The 21,895-nt window shown below is 62.2% G+C and carries 17 protein-coding genes and 1 tRNA gene; 13 read left to right on the plus strand and 5 right to left on the minus strand.

From position 1 onward, the window contains the following. The first annotated feature begins 56 nt into the window (after positions 1–56). From BJ997_RS18425 to BJ997_RS18455, 7 genes are all read left to right on the plus strand, one after another. Positions 57–563: a hypothetical protein gene (locus BJ997_RS18425; protein WP_152602155.1), complete on the plus strand. Its 507-nt coding sequence runs from the start codon at positions 57–59 to the stop codon at positions 561–563. A 279-nt stretch (positions 564–842) separates the two neighbouring features. Further along, positions 843–1,322, plus strand: coding sequence for an NYN domain-containing protein (locus tag BJ997_RS18430; RefSeq protein WP_035836363.1), 480 nt, complete (start codon positions 843–845; stop codon positions 1,320–1,322). 52 nt (positions 1,323–1,374) lie between these two features. Further along, positions 1,375–3,432 (plus strand): N-6 DNA methylase, encoded by a 2,058-nt coding sequence (locus BJ997_RS18435; RefSeq protein ID WP_035836364.1) that lies wholly within the window; start codon positions 1,375–1,377, stop codon positions 3,430–3,432. A gap of 240 nt (positions 3,433–3,672) precedes the next feature. Beyond that, positions 3,673–4,641 (plus strand): 5'-nucleotidase, encoded by a 969-nt coding sequence (locus tag BJ997_RS18440; protein WP_052542177.1) that lies wholly within the window; start codon positions 3,673–3,675, stop codon positions 4,639–4,641. Between the two features lie 186 nt (positions 4,642–4,827). Continuing rightward, the gene (locus BJ997_RS18445) at positions 4,828–6,777 is read left to right on the plus strand and encodes a type I restriction-modification system subunit M (protein WP_035836365.1); all 1,950 of its coding nucleotides are present in this window, start codon (positions 4,828–4,830) and stop codon (positions 6,775–6,777) included. A gap of 191 nt (positions 6,778–6,968) precedes the next feature. Further along, positions 6,969–8,198 carry a restriction endonuclease subunit S gene (locus tag BJ997_RS18450; protein WP_152602156.1) on the plus strand — a complete coding sequence of 410 codons (1,230 nt, stop codon included), beginning with the start codon at positions 6,969–6,971 and terminating at the stop codon, positions 8,196–8,198. After that, positions 8,179–11,130 carry a type I restriction endonuclease subunit R gene (locus tag BJ997_RS18455; protein ID WP_035836366.1) on the plus strand — a complete coding sequence of 984 codons (2,952 nt, stop codon included), beginning with the start codon at positions 8,179–8,181 and terminating at the stop codon, positions 11,128–11,130. Before BJ997_RS18450 ends, BJ997_RS18455 begins: the two co-directional genes overlap by 20 nt. Positions 11,131–11,378: 248 nt before the next feature. On the opposite strand, the gene BJ997_RS18460 is transcribed toward BJ997_RS18455, so the two are convergent. After that, positions 11,379–11,452 (minus strand) — tRNA-Gly (locus tag BJ997_RS18460). 71 nt (positions 11,453–11,523) lie between these two features. Here BJ997_RS18460 and dcd point away from each other — a divergent pair. Together dcd and BJ997_RS18470 are read left to right on the plus strand one after the other, a co-directional pair. Then, the gene (gene dcd, locus BJ997_RS18465) at positions 11,524–12,120 is read left to right on the plus strand and encodes a dCTP deaminase (RefSeq protein WP_035836367.1); all 597 of its coding nucleotides are present in this window, start codon (positions 11,524–11,526) and stop codon (positions 12,118–12,120) included. A gap of 191 nt (positions 12,121–12,311) precedes the next feature. Further along, the gene (locus BJ997_RS18470; RefSeq protein WP_035836368.1) at positions 12,312–12,836 is read left to right on the plus strand and encodes a hypothetical protein; all 525 of its coding nucleotides are present in this window, start codon (positions 12,312–12,314) and stop codon (positions 12,834–12,836) included. 112 nt (positions 12,837–12,948) lie between these two features. On the opposite strand, the gene BJ997_RS18475 is transcribed toward BJ997_RS18470, so the two are convergent. From BJ997_RS18475 to chrA, 4 genes are all read right to left on the minus strand, one after another. Next, positions 12,949–13,749, minus strand: coding sequence for an isocitrate lyase/PEP mutase family protein (locus tag BJ997_RS18475; protein WP_035836369.1), 801 nt, complete (start codon positions 13,747–13,749; stop codon positions 12,949–12,951). A gap of 193 nt (positions 13,750–13,942) precedes the next feature. Next, positions 13,943–15,262 (minus strand): MFS transporter, encoded by a 1,320-nt coding sequence (locus BJ997_RS18480; protein ID WP_035836370.1) that lies wholly within the window; start codon positions 15,260–15,262, stop codon positions 13,943–13,945. Positions 15,263–15,379: 117 nt separating this feature from the next. Continuing rightward, on the minus strand, positions 15,380–16,204 hold the full coding sequence (locus BJ997_RS18485) for a serine protein kinase RIO (RefSeq protein ID WP_084141179.1): 825 nt from the start codon (positions 16,202–16,204) through the stop codon (positions 15,380–15,382). A gap of 195 nt (positions 16,205–16,399) precedes the next feature. Further along, positions 16,400–17,626, minus strand: coding sequence for a chromate efflux transporter (chrA, locus tag BJ997_RS18490; protein ID WP_035836371.1), 1,227 nt, complete (start codon positions 17,624–17,626; stop codon positions 16,400–16,402). 255 nt (positions 17,627–17,881) lie between these two features. Here chrA and dnaK point away from each other — a divergent pair, with 255 nt between their 5' ends. The 4 genes from dnaK to BJ997_RS18510 are packed head-to-tail and all read left to right on the plus strand — an operon-like array spanning position 17,882 to position 21,855. Continuing rightward, complete coding sequence (gene dnaK, locus BJ997_RS18495; protein WP_035836372.1) at positions 17,882–19,756, plus strand: molecular chaperone DnaK; 1,875 nt, start codon at positions 17,882–17,884, stop codon at positions 19,754–19,756. Positions 19,757–19,764: 8 nt separating this feature from the next. After that, positions 19,765–20,436 (plus strand): nucleotide exchange factor GrpE, encoded by a 672-nt coding sequence (locus BJ997_RS18500; RefSeq protein WP_035836373.1) that lies wholly within the window; start codon positions 19,765–19,767, stop codon positions 20,434–20,436. After that, entirely contained in the window at positions 20,429–21,436 is a 1,008-nt protein-coding gene (locus BJ997_RS18505; RefSeq protein ID WP_035836374.1) for a DnaJ C-terminal domain-containing protein, read from the plus strand. Before BJ997_RS18500 ends, BJ997_RS18505 begins: the two co-directional genes overlap by 8 nt. 2 nt (positions 21,437–21,438) lie before the next feature. Further along, on the plus strand, positions 21,439–21,855 hold the full coding sequence (locus BJ997_RS18510) for a heat shock protein transcriptional repressor HspR (RefSeq protein WP_035836375.1): 417 nt from the start codon (positions 21,439–21,441) through the stop codon (positions 21,853–21,855). Positions 21,856–21,895 lie beyond the last annotated feature (40 nt).

Raw genomic sequence — 21,895 nt, forward strand, 5'->3', positions numbered from 1 at the left:
AACGCATTTCGGATGAGTGACTCGTTCTCAGCAGAGCGCGGGTACAGGATTGCCATGTGAATGAGCGGGACAATTATGATCCGTCGATTCCGGACGGCAAGCGGCAACCAACGGATGAGAATACGGCGGCTGCGGCAGAGAAATCTGCCGCAGTTTCGCCGGAGCTTGCCTGGAGCAGGCGCGAAACGGCCGCGGCCTGGCGGCGTATGGACGAGGAATTCGGCCTGCTCGACGCCGGTGAGGTTCATGAACTTCTCGGGACTGAACCGGATCGGGACTTGACCTCCTCAAAACTTGAGCTGCGCGGCCTCATCCGCGTCGAGGTCGGCGGGAGGGTTCTCTACCCAGGATTCCAGATCGACCGGGACAAGCGCGCGGTCCTCCCGGTCGTCGCAGGCCTCCTCGATCTGGCAGCGGAGAACTCGTGGAGGTCCGAGGATTTGGCGCTCTGGCTGATGGGACCGTCCACGTCTTTCGAAGCGGAAGATCGGCCGGTTGACCACCTGCGCGAAGAGCCGGATGCTGTGTTAGGAGCGGCTCGTAGTGCGTTTGAATCCTGTTGATAAGTAGGCGCCGCTCCCAAGGCGGCGGCCCAAAGTCGCTCGAGTACCCGTAGGTGGACGTGCCCGATTGTGCGCGCGCGTTCAGCTGGAGATACCGGGGGTGTGACGCGTGCTCGGATGGGCTTGGGGTGAGTTTGCGATCGACGAGCGGCGTGCGCGCGCTGCGACTCAGACGAATTAGTAGAAAATTTACCCCAGCTCATGTAAAACTATTGACACATGAAAACTTACGTGGTTTACTCTTTTACGTCACCAAAACTTTTAGGAAGGAGTGGCCAAATGAGCTCATCACTTACACGCCTCAAGCGGGGCCGAGCTATCCACTTGCTCGACCCGGAGAACCTCTGCGGATCATCCCTTCTCACTGAGGCGATGGTTGCAGAAATGCGTGGCCTCTACACGTCGGCTGTCTCTGTCGGTCCTCAGGATCACATCATTCTGGCCAGCGCACATTGCAGCCTCCTCCCGATGGCAGACGGGTGGCCGGATGCCCGGTACCAGGTTCGTTCAGGCAAAGATGGCGCTGACATCTGCCTCGCCAACATCATGCTCGACGAGAACGTGGCTGATCGGTTCGACCATGTCTTTGTCGCCTCCGGCGATGGCGGTCTTGCTCCTTTTGTTGCAGATATAGCCCGGCGTGGCGCTCGCGTGACAGTCGTAAGCCGCAGAGCCGCCATCTCCGCACGCATGCGCCTTGCCGCAACAGATGTGATCTACATCGATTCCCCCGCAATGGCCTTCGCCATCGCGGCATAAACGCCATCCCCCACATCGTGACCACGACCCCGGCCAGATCAAGAAAGTAACTATGAGCGACAGCACAGATGGAACAATGACCACAAGCGACATCGCTCGCTTAGCGAACGTCGACCTTTCGACAGTGAGCAACTGGCGCAAGAGATTTCAGGGCACGTTCCCCGAGAGGATTCTTGTCGGCGAAAGCACCCGGCCGCGATTTGATCGCCAAGCCGTCGAGCGGTGGCTCCAGATGAATCCACAACTCGGAGGGGCGCCTATAGAAGCGCCGCCTCTCAGCCTCCACGCTGTTGTAGATACTTTTCGAGGTGTGCTGTCTCCCAGCGAGGCGTTTGATTTCATCGGCCGTGCACTTGCCCTCATTGCAGCGATGACGGATGAACAGCTGACGCCAGAATTGGTACTCGACCGCGTGCCTTCCTGGGACGACCTGTCTCCCGAAATGTTCGACCTTGCGGGGACGGACCTTTGGACCACGCTCCCTCATTCATCGGTCGTAGATGCGCTCGGTCGTCTCATTGCGGCAGGGCCGCCACGCGACGTTTACGAGGAGTTTTTGGCAGAATTCCAAAGGTCATCCGCCGCTACTGACTCAACCCCACAACCCCTCCTTGATCTCATGGTTGCCCTGAGCCCCGATAGCGATGGTGTCGTTTTCGATCTCGCCGCCGGTACCGGAGGGACGCTCCTGGCCGCTCTCAGTAAAGGAAAAGCAAGCGGGGGCGAGGGCGTTGATATCATCCCTGGGTATGCACAAGTCGCGCGGATACGGGCCTATCTGGCCGATTCACGAATCTCGATGCACAGTGCCAACTCCTTCACCAAGAGTCCTCTGTACGAGCAGAAAGCGGATCTTGTACTGGTAGACCCTCCCCTCAACATGATGTTCAGCAGAGATAGGCAGCAACTTGACTGGATAGATTGGGAATTTGGGAACCCCCCAGCAACCAAGCCGGAGTGGGCCTGGCCCCAACTGGCCATCAGCCATTTAGCGCCGGGCGGCACTGCGATCGTCGTGTCGGGACTGGGACTCCTTTCCCATCAGGACAAGCAGTCATCGTCGATCCGCAACGAACTCATCCGACGAGGTGCGGTGCGCGCGGTGATCGCCCTTCCCCGTCGACTTCGGACGAACACGGCTATCCCACTAGCCGTCTGGGTACTCGGTGAACCCGACCAGATCGATCGTCGAACGACCATACTTCTCATCGACGCCACAAACCTGAACCCGGATGAGTTGGGTCAAGACGGGCCAATCCTGAGCGCCTACGAGAATTGGCGCGCCGGCCGCACGGGGGATCTCGATAGATCCTTCGCCATTGACGTGCCCGTCATGGACCTCCTCGCTCCCGAGGCAACGCTCCTGCCCAACCGATGGACAATCGACCCGACGGAGACTCGCTCTGCAAACGACTGGACCGCAGCGCTCGTCCACTCATACTTGGCGGCATCCGAATCGCTCTCCACCATCGGTCATGGATTACCTCACCTGCAAGTTACTGCTCTGAAGGAACCACCAGCACCTTCCTCGATCGGTGGCCTCGAGAAAGCCGGATCAATTGCAGTCCTGCGTGGCCGACACATGGAACGCGAACTTGAAGAGGCGACGGAACGATACCCGATGATGACCGTTCGCCACGTGCGACCAGACACAATGCCCACAGGCCTTGATACGGAGTTTGTTGCCGCGTCGCCCAGCTCAACTGCGCAGCTCGTAACCCCAGGCGAGATCATCGTGTATCTGGACGGTCAGAGCGTCCGGGCTCGCATCTGGACAGAGTCAGGCTGGGTGCTCGGGCGATTCATGCAATCAATTCGCGTCCTCGACAGCTCACTCAACCCGGAATTCCTCGCGGCCGCCATCTCCGCGCCTGTCAACGAAAAATTCCTAGCCGCAGGTGCATCTAGGACACACTTCACCCTCAAGGAGTTTCTTGTGACGCAACCTCCAATAGAGGTCCAGGACACATACGCCCAGGCCTACGACCTCGTGACCGACAAACTGAGGTGGCTCCGGCAAGCAGTAGACGAGCTCGAGGCCGCGCGGGAACAACTCGCGCAAGCAGCATCAAGCGGACGTGTGGCCGTCAAAATCGAAGATGCCCAATGAATCCGATTCGGCGACGCTGGCAAGGTCCAAGGACAAAGGTGAATAGCGAGGAGGAGGTCGATCCTCGTTGGGCAAGGAACTTCATGATGGCTCCTGTCCCCACCAGAAACCGTGCGTGTGCCCATATGGGCGAGCCCCAGACCGCCTGCGAGTCGGGAGCCCCGGCGAATATGAAGGCGGAGTCTCTGCCTTCGGCTAACGCCCCCTACGCTCAAAGGAATACTTCTGGGGGGAATCTGTATGGCGTATGACCTGAGTAACCAACTGGTAATCGAAATTGCCTCGAGCGCACTCTTCGATCTCACCGATTCGGATGCTGTCTTTCAGACACGAGGCGAAGAGGCCAATAGGGCCTACCAAGAGGAGCGCATCGCTGAGCCCTTGCTTCCGGGCATCGCCTTCCCCTTCATCAAGCGCCTGCTGTCGTTGAACGATCTGGCGGCTGAGGGTGAGGTGCCATTCGTCGAGGTGATCGTCCTCTCGAAGAATGATCCAGACACCGGCCTTCGGGTAATGCGGTCCGTGGCCCATCATGACCTCGCCATAACTCGAGCTGTATTTATGCAAGGCAGATCGCCGCATATGTTCATGCCGGCATTCAAGATGGTGCTCTTTCTCTCGGCCGACAAGAACGACGTCCGAAGTGCGGTGGCCTTGGGCCATCCGGCTGGCCAAGTTCTCGATACTTCCTCCGCGACCGACGACAGCGACGACCTCCGGATCGCTTTCGACTTTGACGGTGTGCTGTCGGACGACTCCTCGGAGAAGGTTATGCAGGCGAGTGGTCTAGCTGCGTTCCACGACCATGAAGTCGAGCACCTCCAGGACCCTATGTCCAAGGGGCTTATGCGTGACCTGCTGGCGGGGATCAACCGCATTCAACGCCGGGAGGAAGAAGTAAAACGCGATGATCCCAGTTACAGGCTTCGAGTGCATGTTGCTCTCGTCACGGCACGCAATGCCCCTTCCCACGAGCGAGCGATCCGAAGTCTGAAGGGCTGGGGCGTCACCGTTAACGATGCATTCTTCCTCGGCGGCATTGAGAAAGCGGACGTCTTGGAGATCTTGAAGCCGCATCTCTTCTTTGATGATCAGGCTGGCCATCTTAAGGCCGCTTCCCGAGTCGTACCTAGCGTCCACGTTCCCTTCGGTGTCACCAACGAGGGGCTGCCAGTGCCGGCACCTGTCCTCATCGAAGAGTCGGAGTGACCATGTCTGTGGACCTCGATAACCTAAAGAAACCACTTGTGTCTGACGGCAGCCACAACACGGTCCGAACAAGGATTCGCACGAAATGATCCGCCTACCATCGAACGAACGCGTCGTGACCCGAGCGACCTCGACCGTCATCGCGCGTCCCGCTGTCTTGCAGTGCCCCGAACGGAGAGTTTCAAATTGAACAGCACCACCAACCAGCGCCTCGCACAGTTGATCTGGAACATCGCCGATGACGTATTGCGGGACCTATACGTGCGTGGCAAGTATCGCGACGTGATTCTGCCGATGACAGTGCTTCGGCGCCTGGACAGTGTTCTCGCAACGACGAAGCAGGAGGTCGTGAGCACCAAGAAGACGCTGGATGATGCCGGGATCGTTAACCAGGATGCCGCCCTGAGGCAGGCTGCGGGACAGGACTTCTACAACACAAGCGCGTTCCTCCTGAAGGATCTCCGCGCCGCGAACACCCAGACGCAGCTGCGTCAGAACTTCGAGGCTTACCTTGACGGGTTCTCGCCGAACGTGCAGGAGATCCTGGAGAACTTTGAGTTTCGCAACCAGCTCCCACGCCTGACCAAGGCGGATGCGCTCGGCACGCTGATCGAAAAGTTCCTCGACCCCACCCTCGATTTGTCGCCAACTAGTCTCGACAACCACGGCATGGGCAGCGTCTTTGAGGAACTTGTTCGCCGCTTCAACGAGGAGAACAACGAAGAGGCCGGTGAGCACTGGACGCCCCGAGACGTCGTAAAACTCATGACCCGCCTGATGTTCGAACCGATCGCTGACAGCATCCCGGACGGCACCTACCTCCTGTATGACGGTGCCATGGGCACGGGGGGAATGCTCACGGTCGCCGAGGACACTCTTGCTGGCCTGACCGCAGGCAAGAAGATCTCCACCCACCTCTACGGGCAGGAGATCAACGCTGAAACGTTCGCCATTGCCAAAGCCGACCTCATCCTCAAGGGTGACGGGCGTGCCGCCGACAATATCAAGGGCGGCCCCGAGTACTCGACTCTGTCGAACGACGCATTCGCCAATATGGAGTTCGATTTCATGCTCTCCAACCCCCCCTACGGCAAGTCGTGGAAAACCGACCAGGAACGCATGGGCGGAGCGAAGAAGATCAACGACCCGCGCTTCATTGTCGACCACGCGGGAAACTCCGAGTTCAGCTTGGTAACTCGATCCAGCGACGGCCAGATGCTGTTTCTGGCGAACCTCGTCGCAAAGATGAAACACAGCACCGTCACCGGCAGCCGCATCGCCGAGATTCACAACGGTTCGTCCCTGTTCACGGGGGATGCAGGGCAGGGCGAATCCAACATCCGTCGCTACGTGATAGAAAACGACATGCTCGAGGCGATCGTCGCGCTGCCTCTGAACCTCTTCTACAACACCGGAATCGCGACCTACATCTGGGTACTGAGTAACCGCAAGCAGCATCGCCGCAAGGGCAAGGTGCAACTCATTGATGCGACGAAGTGGTTCACTCCGTTGCGCAAGAACTTGGGAAGTAAGAGCTGCGAGCTCTCGACCAAGAACACCGAGACGATCATGAAGACTTTCCACTCGTTTGATGAGGCGGATGACGCAGTATCGAAGATCTTCAATAACGCAGACTTCGGCTATTACAAAGTCGCGGTCGAACGACCTCTTCGCTTGGTTGGCGCTGAGCCGGAGCGCGTCTACAAGCCGGCAGAGATCAAGGCACTCAAGGAGAGCAGGGAGCGCGCCGACGATGCGCCGGCCATCATTAAGAAACTTCACACGCCGGACACCCTGCCTGACCCGATGCGCGGTCTCTTCGCGACTCAGATAGGCGGAAAGACCAGGGTCGTGGAGTACGAGCGCGATGGCGACCTGAGTGACTCAGAGCAGATTCCCCTGACTGAACCGGCGGGGGAGCATCCGAGCGGGATTGAGGCGTACGTCCACCGCGAAGTGCTGCCCTTTTCGCCGGACGCGTGGATTGACGAGGCAAGGACCAAAATCGGCTTTGAGGTGAGCTTCACCCGCCACTTCTACAGGCCAGCTCCCGTGCGCACCCTCGACGAGATTCGGGCAGACATACGTGCCCTTGAAGCGGAAACGGATGACCTCTTGAGTGAGATCGTCGCGTGATGTTCAAAGACCTAACGGCCCAGATCCCGAGCGAGCATGAATCCGTAGCATGGCTCGGCCATCTGCCCGCTCACTGGGACACCGCCCGAGGGAAGTCACTTTTCCGACGGGAGAAACGCGAGCCACTCGACGGCGACGGCGTGGTCACGTGCTTCCGAGATGGTCTAGTGACCCTGAGGGCGAATCGTCGCTTGACCGGCTTCACCGAGGCGATTCAGGAGAGTGGCTACCAAGGCATCCGGGAGGGCGACCTAGTGATCCACGCCATGGACGCTTTCGCTGGCGCTGTTGGTGTTTCAGACAGCGACGGCAAATCGTCGCCGGTTTACGCTGCGTGTACTCCTCGGGGTGCTTCCAACGTTCATTACTACGCTGCAGTGGTGCGCGAAATGGCTCGAACGGGTTGGATTGCGGCGCTTGCCCGAGGGGTGCGGGAGAGGTCCACCGACTTCAGATTCGAGTCCTTCGCGAATCAGGTGCTTCCGGTGCCGCCGTATGACGAGCAGGCAGCCATCGTGAAGTACCTCGGGCACGCGCGTGCCCGGATCGACCGCGCCATCGACGCCAAGCGCAAACTCATCGTGCTGCTCGAGGAGCAGAAGCAGGCCATAATTCATCAGGCCGTCACCCGCGGGCTTGACCCGACAGTGTCGTTCAAGGATTCGGGCCTTCCCTGGCTCGGCGACATTCCTGCTCGCTGGAAGATGATTCCAGCTCGATATCTATTTCGCCCTGTGAACAGACGAAACCGAGACGGTACTGAAGTGAAACTGTCCGTCACCCAGGCAAGAGGTCTCGTTCCCACTGACCAGATGCTCGAACGGTCAATGCAGGCCTCGAACTTTGATTCTTTTCAGGTTTGTGACGTTGGGGATCTCGTCCTGAACAAATACAAGGCCCATTTGGGTGTGTTCTGGGCGGCCACATTGAGGGGACTTATAACTCCGAACTACACAGTCTTTGCTCCCGCCAAAGGAGTCAAAAGTTCCTACTATGAGCGGCTCTTTCACACTCCGCAGTATCGAGCGATATTTAGCTCCATCGTCTACGGCGTAACTGCGGGAATGAGCCCGTTGTACAACGCTGACTTCAATGCTCTGCATTGTGCGCAACCGCCTGAATCAGAGCAACGAGAGATTATCCTGTTTGCTGAAAAGGTTGAGCAAGACCATGCCCGTGTTGCGTCCAGAGTGCTGTACGAAATCGACTTATTGCGTGAGTTTCGCACGCGTCTGACTTCCGATGTGGTGACCGGAAAGTTCGACGTGCGCGCGATCGCTGAAACCCTGCCGGATTTGGCCGGCCAGTCCCTCGGCGTCTCCGAGGACCAGCTATTCGATGACAGCTGGAATGAGTCGACGCTCGAATACGTAGTTACAGCAGGCGAGCAAGGAGTGGCACATGACCCCGATCAGCCTTAATGAGGCGAGCCTGGAAGAGCTCATCGTCGCCCAAATGGTTGCCTTGGGGGGCAATCCGGGCTGGGTCGAGGGTGACCCGAAGACCTTCAGCTCTGCCTACTGTCTCGACCTTCCGGACCTTCGCGCATTTATCCACGAGACACAGCCGTCTCTGATCGACGCCCTCGACCTCGACGGGGACTCACCTACGACCCACAAGTTCCTTGCCCGACTCCAAGGTGAGATTACTAAGCAGGGAGTTGTCGCCTGCCTGCGCGACGGCATCACTCACGGGCCGCACCAGGTCGACCTCTATTTCCCGACGCCTGCCGCGCAGAACCCCAAAGCGGCGAAGTTGTTCGCCGCCAACCGGCTCAAAATCACCAGGCAGGTGCACTACAGCTCGAGTGAAGCCGGCAAGTCCTTGGACCTCATCGCTCTTGTCAACGGCCTGCCTGTTGCCACTTTCGAGCTGAAGAACCACATCACCAACCAGACTGTTGAAGATGCGGTGAAGCAATACAAGACGGATCGTGACCCGCGCGAGCCGATCTTCGCCTTCGGCCGGTGCATGGCGCACTTCGCCGTGGACGACCACAACGTTCGTTTCAGCCCGAAGCTCGCCGGGACGGCATCGTGGTTCTTGCCCTTCGACCAAGGGAACAACGGTGGAGCGGGAAACCCCGTCAACCCCCAAGGAGTGATGACGGACTACCTCTGGAAGCGCGTGCTGGAAGCCCGCAGTCTCGCCAACATCATCGAGAACTACGCCAGCATCGTGCGCACTAAGGACGCGAAGACGGGCACGAAAACTGCCTCGGCGATCTTTCCCCGCTATCACCAGCTCGACGTAGTGCGAAAGCTCCTAGCGGACGTGGAAGCCCATGGTGCGGGCACCCGCTACCTGATCCAGCACTCTGCTGGCTCCGGCAAATCGAATTCGATCGCGTGGTTGGCGCACCAGTTGACCGGGGTGGAGCACGATGGGGTGCGCGCGTTCGACTCGGTGATCGTGGTGACCGACCGGGTGATTCTCGACGATCAGATCCGAGACACGATCAAGGGATTCACCCAGGTGGGCTCGACCGTGCAGCACGCGGACAGCTCAAAGGATCTGCGTGACGCCATCGAGGCCGGCAAGAAGATCATCATCACGACCGTCCAGAAGTTCCCATACATCGTGCGGGACCTGGCGGGTGCCCAGCGGGAGAAGAACTTCGCAATCATCATCGACGAGGCCCATTCCAGCCAAGGTGGGAAAGTCTCTGCGGCATTGGCTCAGGCACTGTCGAAGGATGGGCTGGACGACGGGGTTGAGGACGTCGAGGACGCTCTGAATCGGCTCATGGAATCCAAGAAGATGCTGCCCAATGCGTCGTATTTCGCGTTCACCGCCACACCGAAGAACAAGACCCTTGAGACATTCGGTCATGCCTACATGGTGGATGGCATCGTCAAACATCGCCCGTTCCACAGCTACACGATGAGGCAAGCGATCGAGGAAAAATTCATCCTCGACGTTCTCGCCAATTTCATCCCCGTCGACACCTACTACAAGCTGGTCAAGACCATCGAGGACGATCCTGAGTTCGATGCAAATCGTGCTTCCAAGAAACTGCGCTCCTATGTTGAGGGGCAGAAGCACGCGATTCGGCAGAAAGCCGAAGTCATGGTCGATCATTTCCACGCTCAGGTGTACCAGCCGCGCAAGATTGGCGGCCAGGCGAGAGCCATGATCGTGACCAGCACGATCCAGAGGGCGATTGACTATTTCGAGGCGGTCAACGCCTACCTTGCCGAAACGAAGCGGCCATACAAGGCCATCGTCGCGTTTTCGGACTTCACGGACGTTTCCGGAAACAAGATCACCGAGGCGCAGTACAACGGGTTCCCCGGCTCGGCGATCGCCGCACGCATCCAGGAAGATCCTTACCGGATTCTGATTTGTGCCGACAAGTTTCAGACCGGCTACGACGAGCCGCTGCTGCACACAATGTACGTCGACAAGCCGCTCTCTGGCGTCAAAGCGGTGCAGACTCTGTCGCGGTTGAACCGTTCCCACCCGCAGAAACACGACTGTGCCGTGCTCGACTTCGCGAACGACACCGACACCATCCAGCTCTCGTTCCAGGACTACTACGAGACCACCGTTCTCGCCGCGGAGACGGACCCGAACAAGCTCAACGACCTTGCTGCCGACATCATGAAGTCCGCCGTCTTCGCGCAGGAGCACATCGACCTATTCGTTGAGCGCTATCTGGCCGATGCACCGATCAATGAGTTGCATCCGCTGCTCGACACAGCGGTGGCAGAGTATGTCGAGGCGATGGATGAGGACGAGCAAGTCGCATTCAAGGGGTCGGCGAAGGCCTTTGTGCGAACCTATGGGTTTCTCTCCGCGATCCTGCCGTACTCGAACGTCTGGTGGGAGAAACTCTCGATCTACCTTGGGTTCCTCGTGCCGAAACTGCCCTCGCCTCAGGGTGAAGACCTCTCTGCGGGCGTCCTTGAAAGCATCGACCTTGATTCGTTCAGGGTTGAAAAGCGGACGGCTATGAAAATAGCATTGGCCGACGGGAACGCGGAGATCGATCCGGTCCCCGACACGGGCAGCGGGGGACGACCTGACCTTGATCTGGAGCGACTCAGCGAGATTCTCGCGTCATTCAATGCGTTGTTCGGGAACATTTCGTGGCAGGACGAAGAGCGAATTCGTCAGCGTGTGACGGAGGAAGTTCCGGCCAGGGTCGCCGAAGACCCGACGTACAAGACCGCGATGGGCAACAACGACAAAGCCAACGCGAAAGTGGCGATGGTTGATGCCCTCGGGAAGGTGATGCTCGACCTCGTGAAGGACGAGACCCAGCTGTTCAAGGAGTACGCGGACAATGCGGACTTCAAGAAGTGGCTCGAGGATGCTGTCTTCCGCGCCACCTACCGGAGTGCAGCGTAGAGCGAACTCGTGAGGTAGCCAATCAGTCGAGCAGCTCAATGAGACGCAGCGCTGTCTCCCGGATAGATGGCTGGGCGAAAGCATGCGGCGATTGCAAAAAGCGATCGCCTTTACCCATGAAATCTTGCCAAGCCCGAAGCGGCCGTCTGAAACTTGAACCGGGGCTCAGTCTCGCTGCGAAAGGCTCAGGCGCTCTGCGAGAAGGCTCAACTGGCTTTCCACGTCACATGTGACCGGGGTTTTTTATGTGGAGCGGATGACGGGAATCGAACCCGCGCTATCAGCTTGGGAAGCTGAAGTTCTACCATTGAACTACATCCGCACGCCCGACCGTGAGTCGTCAACAACCGGAACGGTGCCAGCTTACCAAGCTCTCGCGGATAGGCTGTCACCGTGCTGCTCTCGGATCGCGATATCAAGGCCCAACTCGACGCCGAACGAATCGGGCTCGACCCGTTCGACCCCGCCATGATTCAGCCCTCGAGTATCGACGTTCGACTCGACGGTTTCTTTCGGCTGTTCGACAACCACAAATACGCCTACATCGATCCGGCCGAAGACCAGCCCGAACTCACTCGGCTGATCGAAACCAAGCCGGGTGAGCCCTTCATCCTGCACCCAGGCGAGTTCGTGCTTGGCGCCACCTACGAAAAGGTGACGCTGCCCGACGACATCGCCGCTCGGCTCGAGGGCAAGAGTTCGCTCGGACGCCTCGGCCTGCTCACGCACTCCACCGCAGGTTTTATCGATCCGGGCTTCACCGGCCATGTCACCCTCGAGCTCAGCAACGTGGCGACCCTGCCCATCAAGCTGTGGCCCGGCATGAAGATCGGTCAGCTGTGCTTCTTCCAGCTGAGTTCGCCCTCCGAGCAGCCCTACGGGTCGAGCAAGTACGGCTCGCGCTACCAGGGCCAGCGCGGTCCGACGGCGTCACGTTCGTTCCAGAACTTCCACCGCACCGACGTGGCAGAGACCGCCGCCGCCGAGTAGAGCTCGGCCGGGTTCCGCCGCCGCGGCATCCGCTTCGTGGGGTGGCGCTGCCGAAAGCGGATGCTGCGCCTGCGATACCGCCGGCACGCGCAGGTTATGAGCCCGCGAGCGGGAAGCGCCCTGGGAATCCACGGATCGCCCCCGGTCGCACGGTTAATCCGCACGCAACATTCAGCCGGTAAAATCGCACCATGACCGCCATTCCCACGCCCCGATTCGACGAGGCGCTCGTGACGCACGAGCCGACCTCTGAGTACCCCGAACGCATGAAACGTTTCGGTCGACTCGTGGGCTCCTGGTCGGTGAAGGGCAGCCGCCTCAGCGAGGAGACCGGCGACTGGTCGGAGCGCACGTTCGTGTGGGAGATGGCCTTCATCCTCGACGGGCGCGCTGTGCAAGACGTTGAGATCGAGGCGCGCGAGGAGCACCCGACCGGCTTCGAGACGGTGGCAACGGCCATCCGCGTCTACGACGCCTTCGCCGGCGTCTGGCGCGTGAGCTACTTCGCACCCGTCACGGGGGAGTATTGCCACCTCGTGGCCACTCCGTACCGCTACGGAATTCGCCAGGACGGCACGCGCACCGACGGCAAGCTGATCCGCTGGAACTTCACGTCGATCACCGCCAACTCCTACAAGTGGGAGGGCTGGGTGTCCAACGACGAGGGCTCCAGCTGGCAGCTGATCGAGCACAACGAGGCCACGCGCATCCGCTGACCGCCGCCGCCGGGCGCGTCTCATGCGCGGCAATCCGGCTCGGGCGGGCGGTATCGCGGCCGCGCGAGCCGGATTGACGCGCGCGAGGCGGCCGTCGGTCAGCAGATGCAGGTCAGAGCGCGAACTTAAAGCCGAGGTCTGCGGGGTACTCGCCGAGGGCCGTGAGATCGGTTGCGGTGCGCTGCAGGGCGGCGAGCGTGAGGCCGAGTGTGCCCGGGCCGAAGCTCACGCGGGAGATGCCGAGTTCGGCGAGCCGTGTGAGCGGTACGAGACCGGGGGCGCCGATCACCGAGATGCGGCCCTTGACCTGCTCGAGCGCGCGGCTCACCTTGTCTTCGTCGGTGAGGCCGAGGAAGAAGATCACGTCGGCGCCCGCGCCGAGGTAGGCGTTGGCGCGGGCCACGGCCTCGTCCCAGTCGCCGCCCCCGGCCAGCGTGTCGACCCGCGCGTTGATCACGAGCGGGATTCCGCTCGCGCCGGCGCCGGCGCGGGCGGCGGCCACCCGGGACGCGGCGGTGGCGATGTCGAACTGGGGGGCCTTCGGGGCGCCCACGGAGTCCTCGATGTTGATGCCCACGATGCCGGACTCCTCGATGAGGCGACGCACGTTGCGGGTCACGCCGGCGGCATCCGCTGCGTAGCCCTTCTCGAAGTCGGCAGACACCGGCAGGTCGACGGCGCCCGCGATGATGCGCGCCGCGTCGATGGCCTCGTCGACGCTGAGTCCTTCGCCGTCTTGCAGGCCGCGCGCGTTGGAGATGGAATGGCTCGCGGTGGCGAGGGCTTTCACGCCAGGTGCCTGCGACACAATCTTGGCCGTGATGGCGTCCCACACGTTCGTCACGATGAGCGGTTCACCGGGAGCGTGAAGGGCATTGAATCGTTCGGCCTTCTGGAGCTGTGAAAGAGTCATGACTCCAGCTTGACCTGCCCGGGCGGCGAACACATCCCCTGCACAGCGGATGCCCACCCGACGCTCGGTGGACGCTCAGCCGCAAGGCTTCTGGCTGGTCCTGCGCCCGAAAACTGCTCGTGCGGCCGCGATACCCGGCGCACGTGCAGATTTGGACAGCGCGAGGCCCGGGCCTGGGCCCGGGACAGCGCGGTCAGGCGATTTGCTCCTGGTGGGCCTTCACCGGTAGCAGCAAGAGCAGGCCGACCAACAGCACGAGCATGATGCCGAGGATTCCCCAGTAGGTCTCGCCGAAAATCGTCACCATGAGCGCGAATGAGAGCGGTGCGAGAAAGCTCACAGCGCGTCCGGTGGTGGCGTAAAGACCGAACACCTCGCCCTCCCGCCCCGGCGGAATGAGCCTGGCGAGGAACGTTCGACTCGCTGACTGCGCAGGCCCCACGAACAGGCACAGGGCCAGGCCGGCGGTCCAGAACACGATCTGCCCGCCGTCGTGCAGGAAAAACACCACAAGCCCGCTCACCAGCAGGCCCACGAGAGCGGTGACGATCACGGGCTTGGCGCCGAGTCTGTCGTCGAGCGCGCCAACGCTGATGGTGGCCACACCAGCCACGACGTTGGCCGCGATCGCGAAAATGATCACCTCGCCGGCCGAGAAGCCGAAAACGGATGCCGCCAGCACGCCCCCGAAGGTGAAGACGCCGGCGAGCCCATCGCGAAAAACGGCGCTCGCCAGGAGGAAATATACCGTGGGTCGGCTGGTCTTCCAGAGCCTGGCGATGTCGTGGCCGAGCACCGCGTAGCTGCGAAAGAACCCCACGCGTTCCCGGCGCGCGGCCTTCGGTGCCCGGTATTCGGGCACGCGCAGCAGCACGGGGAGGGCGAAGAGCCCGAACCACGCTGCAGAAATGAGCATCGAGACCCGAACGGCGAGGCCGTTCTCGCTGGTCACACCGAACAGTCCGACCTCCGGGCTGATGAAGCCGAAGTACACGATGAGCAGCAGCACGATGCCGCCGAGGTAACCCATGCCCCAGCCGAAGCCGCTCACCTTGCCGATGGAACTCGGCGTCGACACCTGCGCGAGCATCGCGTTGTAGTTGACGCCGGCGAACTCAAAGAACACGTTGCCGGCCGCCACGAGGAACAGCCCGAGCAGCAGGTAGTCAGGGGTTGCCTGAACGAAGAACATCGTCGCGGTGATGGCCACCACGACGAGGGTGTTCACGCCCAGCCAGAACTTGCGCCGCCCGGACGTATCGGAGCGCTGCCCGGTGATCGGCGCGAGCACGGCGATGAGGAAGCCGGCGATCGCGAGCGCCCAGCCGAGCTGCGCCGAGATCACATCCTTGTCACCGAAGGAGGAGCCCGTGATGTAGACGGTGAAGACGAAGGTCGTCACGACGGCGTTGAAGGCGGCGGACCCCCAATCCCAAAAGGCCCACGCCACGACGTGCCCGCGGGCGGGCTTCAGGGGAACGTCTCGGTCGGCACTGACAACGAACTCGGTCATGCGATCAGGCTAGCCCCGGCCGGTAAACATCCGTCGCTTTGGGGACTTTTCGGGGCGGGCGCGCCGTTGGCGCGGGGCGCTGCCGCTGTAGCGATAGCGCCCCGCGGGAGCGGCGCGTCAGCCGCACAGGGTGGCCACGAGGTCGGCGAAGAGCGCCTCGGTGTCGCGCTCGAGGCCCTGGCGAGTGAACCAGTCGCACACGTTGAGGCAGTCCCGATGCAGGAGTGCCATGCCGTTGGGGTTGCTGGCCACCTCGATGAGCTGCGGCAGGTCGATCACGATCACCCTGCCGTGGTGTACGAGCAGGTTGAACGCCGAAAAGTCGCCGTGTGCCACCCCGGCCCGTGCGAGCAGCCGCAGGATCTCAACGACCTGCGCGAACAGGTCGGCCAGCTCTGCCCGCGTCGCGCGTACGTGCGCGAGGCGCGGCGCCGCGGTGATGTCGTCGCCGACGAACTCCATCAGGATCTCGGTGCCGTTCACCTGCACGGGGTAAGGAACGGGTACGCCGAGCCCGTGCATTGTGCACAGCGCCTCGAACTCGGCGTGCGCCCATCGCCCGGCAGAGACCGCCTTGCCGTAGGCGCTGCGACGGGCCACGGCTCTGGTGTCGCGGGTGTTTCGCATCCGCCGCCCCTCGGTGTACTGGCCGGAGCGGTGGAAGTCGCTGTGCTCGGGCCCGCGGTAGCGCTTGGCGGCCAGGATGCTCGACATGGACGGCTCGCCCGGAACGGCGCGCTCGATCAGGAACACGTCCGCTTCCTTGCCGGTCTTCACGATGCCGAGTTCGGTATCGAAGGCCGCGGCGGAGGTGACGACCCAGTCGGGCCAGGGGCGAGGGCCGCGCTGGCTGGGGATGACGGCCGGCCACGTGCTCCAACGCTGCCCATCGGCGGGTTCGCCGACGGCAAAAATGGGGACAAAGAATTCGTCAAGAGACAAGGTGATTACTCCGAGGTTGGAGGCCACCGGAGTCTTAGACGGTGGAGGTGGCCTCAATGAAGGAAGGTGTGTCGGAATGCATGATGAAGTCAGTCATGGTCTTCCCCTCCTCTCGGCTCTGCGCAGCGAACTGCGGCGTGTGGCCAGCATAACCCCGGACACCGGCCCGGTGGGATAACGATTTGGAGGAGGCGATCAGGGGAGTGCAGCGAGCACGATTCCGCCCGCAGCCCCCACCACAACAACGGCCCAGGCGGGCACTCGCCACGCGATCAGGAGCACGAAGCACACCACGGCGAGGCCGAACGATGCCGGGCCGACAATAGCGGTGATGAACACCGGGTCGTACAGGGCTGCCGCGAGAATGCCCACCACGGCGGCGTTGGCGCCGCGCATGAGGGCTTGTGCGCGCGGACTCGCGCGGCACGCATTCCAGAATGGCAGGACTCCGACCAGGACCAACAATCCGGGGAGGAAGACAGCCGAAAGCGCGATCGCCGCCCCGAGGATGCCGCCGGGACCGGTGGTTGAGAGGGCGCCCAGATAGGCAGCGAACGTGAAAAGCGGGCCGGGAACGGCCTGGGCAGCACCGTAGCCGGCGAGAAACTGGTCGGGGGTGACCCACCCGGAGTCGACCACGCTGGCCTGCAGTAGGGGGAGCACGACGTGGCCGCCACCGAAGACGAGCGCGCCGGCACGATAGAAGGCGGCGAACAGCTGCACGGCTCCAGACCCGGTGAGGGTGGAGAGGAGGGAGAGCCCGAGGAGTAAGCCCGCGAACAAGCCGAGGCAGATCCAGCCGGCGGGGCGGCTGACCGGAAATCGGATCATGGTTCCTGGAGCACTCGAACCCGCTCGGCAGAAGGCCAGCCCGGCGAGAGCCCCGATTACGATTGCCGCGATCTGGCCGACGGAGCCGACCAGGCCGAGGGTGATCAGCGCAGCGACAACGGCGATCGCGGCGCGCGGTCGGTCGGGGGTGAGCGTGCGAGCCATACCCCACACGGCCTGCGCGACGATAGCGACCGCCACGATCTTCAGCCCGGTTAGGATGCCTACGCCGACGACGCCCCCGAACAGCGAGGCGCCGACGGCGAAGACGACGAGCAGAACGGCAGACGGCAGGGTGAACGCGACAAACGCGGCAACCGCCCCAGCGGCTCCGGCGCGGTACAGGCCGATTCCGAAGCCGACCTGGCTCGACGCCGGGCCAGGAAGAAACTGGCTGAGCGACACCAGATCGGCATACTCGTTATCGTTCAACCACTTGCGGCGCTGGATCAGCTCGTCGCGAAAATAGCCCAGGTGCGCGATGGGGCCGCCGAAAGACGTCAACCCGAGCCGTAAGAAAACCCTGAAGACTTCCCACGCCGTTCCGGGCCGGGTCGCGCCACGGGCCGGAGGTGCGGGCTCGTGCGTCATTCTGCGGGGCCTTTCGGAGGGAGATCACCGGGTGCTTCTTCCGCAATCATCCCTTGTGACATCTCCTGCCGGTGAACGGGGGATGTACGAGCGGCGAACAGATGGCCGCCCAAGACGGCCTAAGCTGAGAGTTGAGCGTAAGTGACTCAACTTTGGGCCGCAGGAATTGACAGCGGTTTCGACTGGGTGAATACTTGAGCCAATGAGACTCAAGTCTTTGAACTTGATCATAAACTCTGAAGGAGAACAACCCACATGGCACGTGCAGTAGGCATCGACCTCGGAACCACTAACTCTGTGGTGTCCGTACTTGAGGGTGGAGAACCCACCGTTATCGCCAACGCCGAGGGTCTGCGCACCACCCCCTCGGTGGTCGCATTTACCAAGGACGGCGAAGTTCTCGTCGGCGAGACCGCCAAGCGCCAGAACGTCACCAACGTCGACCGCACCATCTCTTCCGTGAAGCGCCACATGGGCACCGACTGGACCGTGGCCATCGACGACAAGAAGTACACGCCGCAGGAAATCTCCTCGCGTATCCTTGCCAAGCTCAAGCGCGACGCCGAGCAGTACCTCGGCGAAAAGGTGACCGACGCTGTCGTCACCGTTCCCGCCTACTTCAACGACGCCGAGCGTCAGGCCACGAAGGAGGCCGGCGAGATCGCCGGACTCAACGTGCTGCGCATTATCAACGAGCCCACCGCCGCGGCTCTCGCATACGGCCTCGACAAGGGCAAGGAAGACGAGCTCATCCTGGTCTTCGACCTCGGAGGCGGAACGTTCGACGTGTCGCTGCTCGAGGTGGGCAAGGACGAAGACTTCTCCACAATCCAGGTGCGTTCGACCGCCGGAGACAACCGCCTCGGCGGCGACGACTGGGATCAGCGCATCGTTGATCACCTGATCAAGCGCTTCAAGGAGACCACGGGCGTCGACGTGTCCAAGGACAAGATCGCCAAGCAGCGCCTGAAGGAAGCCGCAGAGCAGGCCAAGAAGGAGCTGTCGTCGAGCATGTCGACCAGCATCCAGCTGCCCTACCTCTCGCTGACCGAAAACGGCCCGGCCAACCTCGACGAGACGCTCACCCGCGCCCAGTTCGAGAAGATGACCGAAGACCTGCTCGACCGCACAAAGAAGCCCTTCCAGGACGTCATCCGCGAGGCCGGCGTCAAGGTGGGCGACATCGCGCACGTCGTTCTCGTGGGTGGATCCACCCGTATGCCCGCCGTCTACGAGCTCGTCAAGGCCGAGACCGGCGGCAAGGACCCGAACAAGGGCGTCAACCCTGACGAGGTCGTCGCCGTAGGCGCCGCCCTGCAGGCCGGCGTGCTGAAGGGCGAGCGCAAGGACGTTCTGCTCATCGACGTCACCCCGCTGAGCCTCGGCATCGAGACCAAGGGCGGCATCATGACGCGCCTCATCGAGCGCAACACGGCCATCCCGACCAAGCGCAGCGAGACCTTCACCACGGCCGACGACAACCAGCCGTCCGTAGCGATCCAGGTCTTCCAGGGCGAGCGTGAGTTCACCCGCGACAACAAGAACCTCGGAACCTTCGAGCTCACCGGAATCGCCCCCGCGCCCCGCGGTATCCCGCAGGTAGAGGTCACCTTCGACCTCGACGCCAACGGCATCGTGCACGTGTCGGCCAAGGACAAGGGCACCGGCAAGGAGCAGTCCATGACCATCACGGGCGGCACCGCGCTCGCGAAGGAAGACATCGAGCGCATGGTGCGCGAGGGTGAAGAGCACGCCGCAGAAGACAAGCGCCTGCGCGAAGTCGCCGAGACCCGCAACACGGCCGAGCAGCTCGCCTACTCGATCGAGAAGCTGATCAAGGAGAACGACGACAAGCTGCCCGAAGACGTCAAGGCCGAGGTTCAGGCCGACGTCGACGCCCTCAAGTCCGCTCTCGCCGGCGACGACGAGGCGGCCGTCAAGCCCGCCTTCGACAAGCTCAACGAGAGCCAGGGCAAGCTCGGCGAAGCCATCTACAAGTCCAGCCAGGCGGATGCCGCTGCCGGCGCCGACGAGGCCGCACCCGATGAGGCGCCCGCCGACGCCAACAAGGACGAAGACGTTGTCGACGCCGAGGTTGTTGACGACGACGAAGACGACAAGAAGAACTAGAACGAGTTATGGCAGACAAGAAGAACCCCGACAAGAAGCGCCGGGACGACGAGCCATCCGCCAAGGGGGCACCCGAGCAGGGTGCCCCCGCGGCGGGGGACGCCCGGCCCGAGGACGCACAGCCCGGAGCGGCCCAGCCCGATGCCGCACCAGACGTGGCCCCGGTTGACGCCGAGGCCGCGGCATCCGCTGACGGAATCGAGGAAGACGAACTGACCGTTCAGGACATTCTGGACGCGGCAGAGCGCGAGGTTGCGGAGCCGACCAGCGAGCACCTCGCCGACCTGAAGCGGGTCACGGCCGAGTACGCGAACTACCGTCGACGCACCGAAGCCAATCGCGTGGTGGAGAAGGAGCGCGTCACCGGGGACATCGTGAAGTTGTTGATCCCGATCCTCGACGACCTCTACCGTGCCGAAAAGCACGGCGACCTTGAGGGCGACTCTGCCTTCGCCACCATCGCGGCCAAGCTGCGCTCGAGTGTCGAGCGCCTCGGCCTCACCTCGTTCGGTGCGGTGGGCGACCCGTTCGATCCCACCATGCACGAGGCGATTTTCCAGATGCCGTCCGCGGACGTCGAAATGGAAACCGTCGGCGACGTGGCGGAGACGGGTTACTACCTCGGCTCCACGCTCCTGCGCGCGGCCAAGGTCGTCGTGCAGGTACCGAGCGATGGCTAGCCAGGACTGGTTCGACAAGGACTTCTATAGGGTTCTGGGTGTCTCCAAAGATGTCACTCCGGCCGAGTTGAAGAAGGCGTATCGCAAGCTGGCCCGCAAGTACCACCCGGATTCCAACCCGGGGAACCCCGCTGCTGAAGCGAAGTTCAAGGAACTGAGCGAGGCGCACTCTGTACTTGCCGATGCTGCGCAGCGCAAAGAGTATGACGCCATACGGGCCATGGGCACCGGGGCGCGGTTCGCCGCACCCGGTGGCCGTGGCCAGGCCGGCGGCTTCGAGGATGCCTTCGGTGGCATGTTCGGTGGCGGCGGAGCCGGTCGTCAGCAGAGCTACACCTTCGAACAGGGCGGCTTCGACGATATTCTCGGAGGCATGTTCGGCAGAGGCGGCGGTGGAGGCGGCGGGTTCGGCAACCCCAGTGGCGGTTACCGCGGCACTGGCGCGCCCACGCGCGGGCACGACGTGATCGCGTCGACGACCATCGACTTCATCACGGCCACGCACGGCGATCAGATCACGTTGCAGACGCAGGACGGTCGCCCCATCAAGGTCAAGATCCCGGCCGGAGTCGCCGACGGCCAGAAGATCCGGTTGCGCGGCAAAGGACAGCCGAGCCCCGATGGCGGGGAGACCGGCGACATCGTTCTCACCATCACCGTGCGACGTCACCCGGTTTTTGAACGTGAAGGACTCAACCTGCGCGTGCACGTTCCGGTGACCTTCGTGGAGGCGAGCCTCGGCGCGACCATCGAGGTACCCACCCTCGGCGGTCCGCCGGTCAAGCTTCGCGTGGCCCCCGGCACCCCGAGCGGCCGGGTTCTTCGCGTGAAGGGCCGCGGAGTCGTGACGCCCAAGGGCACCGGCGACCTGCTCGCCGAGGTTCAGGTGGCCGTTCCCTCGCACCTGTCCAAAGACGCCGAGGAAAAGCTGAAGGCTTTTGCCGAAGCCTTACCCAGGGAAAACCCGCGCGATGAACTGATCGCCAGGGCCAAGGGCTAGACATGGACGAGAACACCCGGGTCTTCGTGATTTCGATGGCTGCGGAGCTTGCGGGGATGCACCCGCAAACTCTGCGCCAATACGATCGCCTGGGCCTCGTGAGCCCCGAACGCACGCCCGGAAAGTCCCGCCGCTATTCGATGCGGGACGTCGTCAAACTGCGGGAGATCGCAGAACTTGGCGTTCAGGGCGTGAGCTTGGAGGGCATCCGTCGTATCCTCGAACTGGAGGACCACGTGCGTCGCCTCGAAACTCGCTTGCGCGAGCTAGAGTCAACGCTCGCCGACGAGCTTCTGAACCGTCCGGGCCGCCGCGTTTTCGCGGCCGGCTCGGCCGGGGACGTCATCTCGATGCGGGCGGGCACACGCACGCGGCGCTCCAATCAGGTCGTCATCTGGCGACCGCTGGACCACAGCTGACTTCACACGTAGTTTGCACATCATCACGCGTAACCGCAGT

The organism is Cryobacterium roopkundense (assembly GCF_014200405.1).
GTDB lineage: Bacteria > Actinomycetota > Actinomycetes > Actinomycetales > Microbacteriaceae > Cryobacterium > Cryobacterium roopkundense.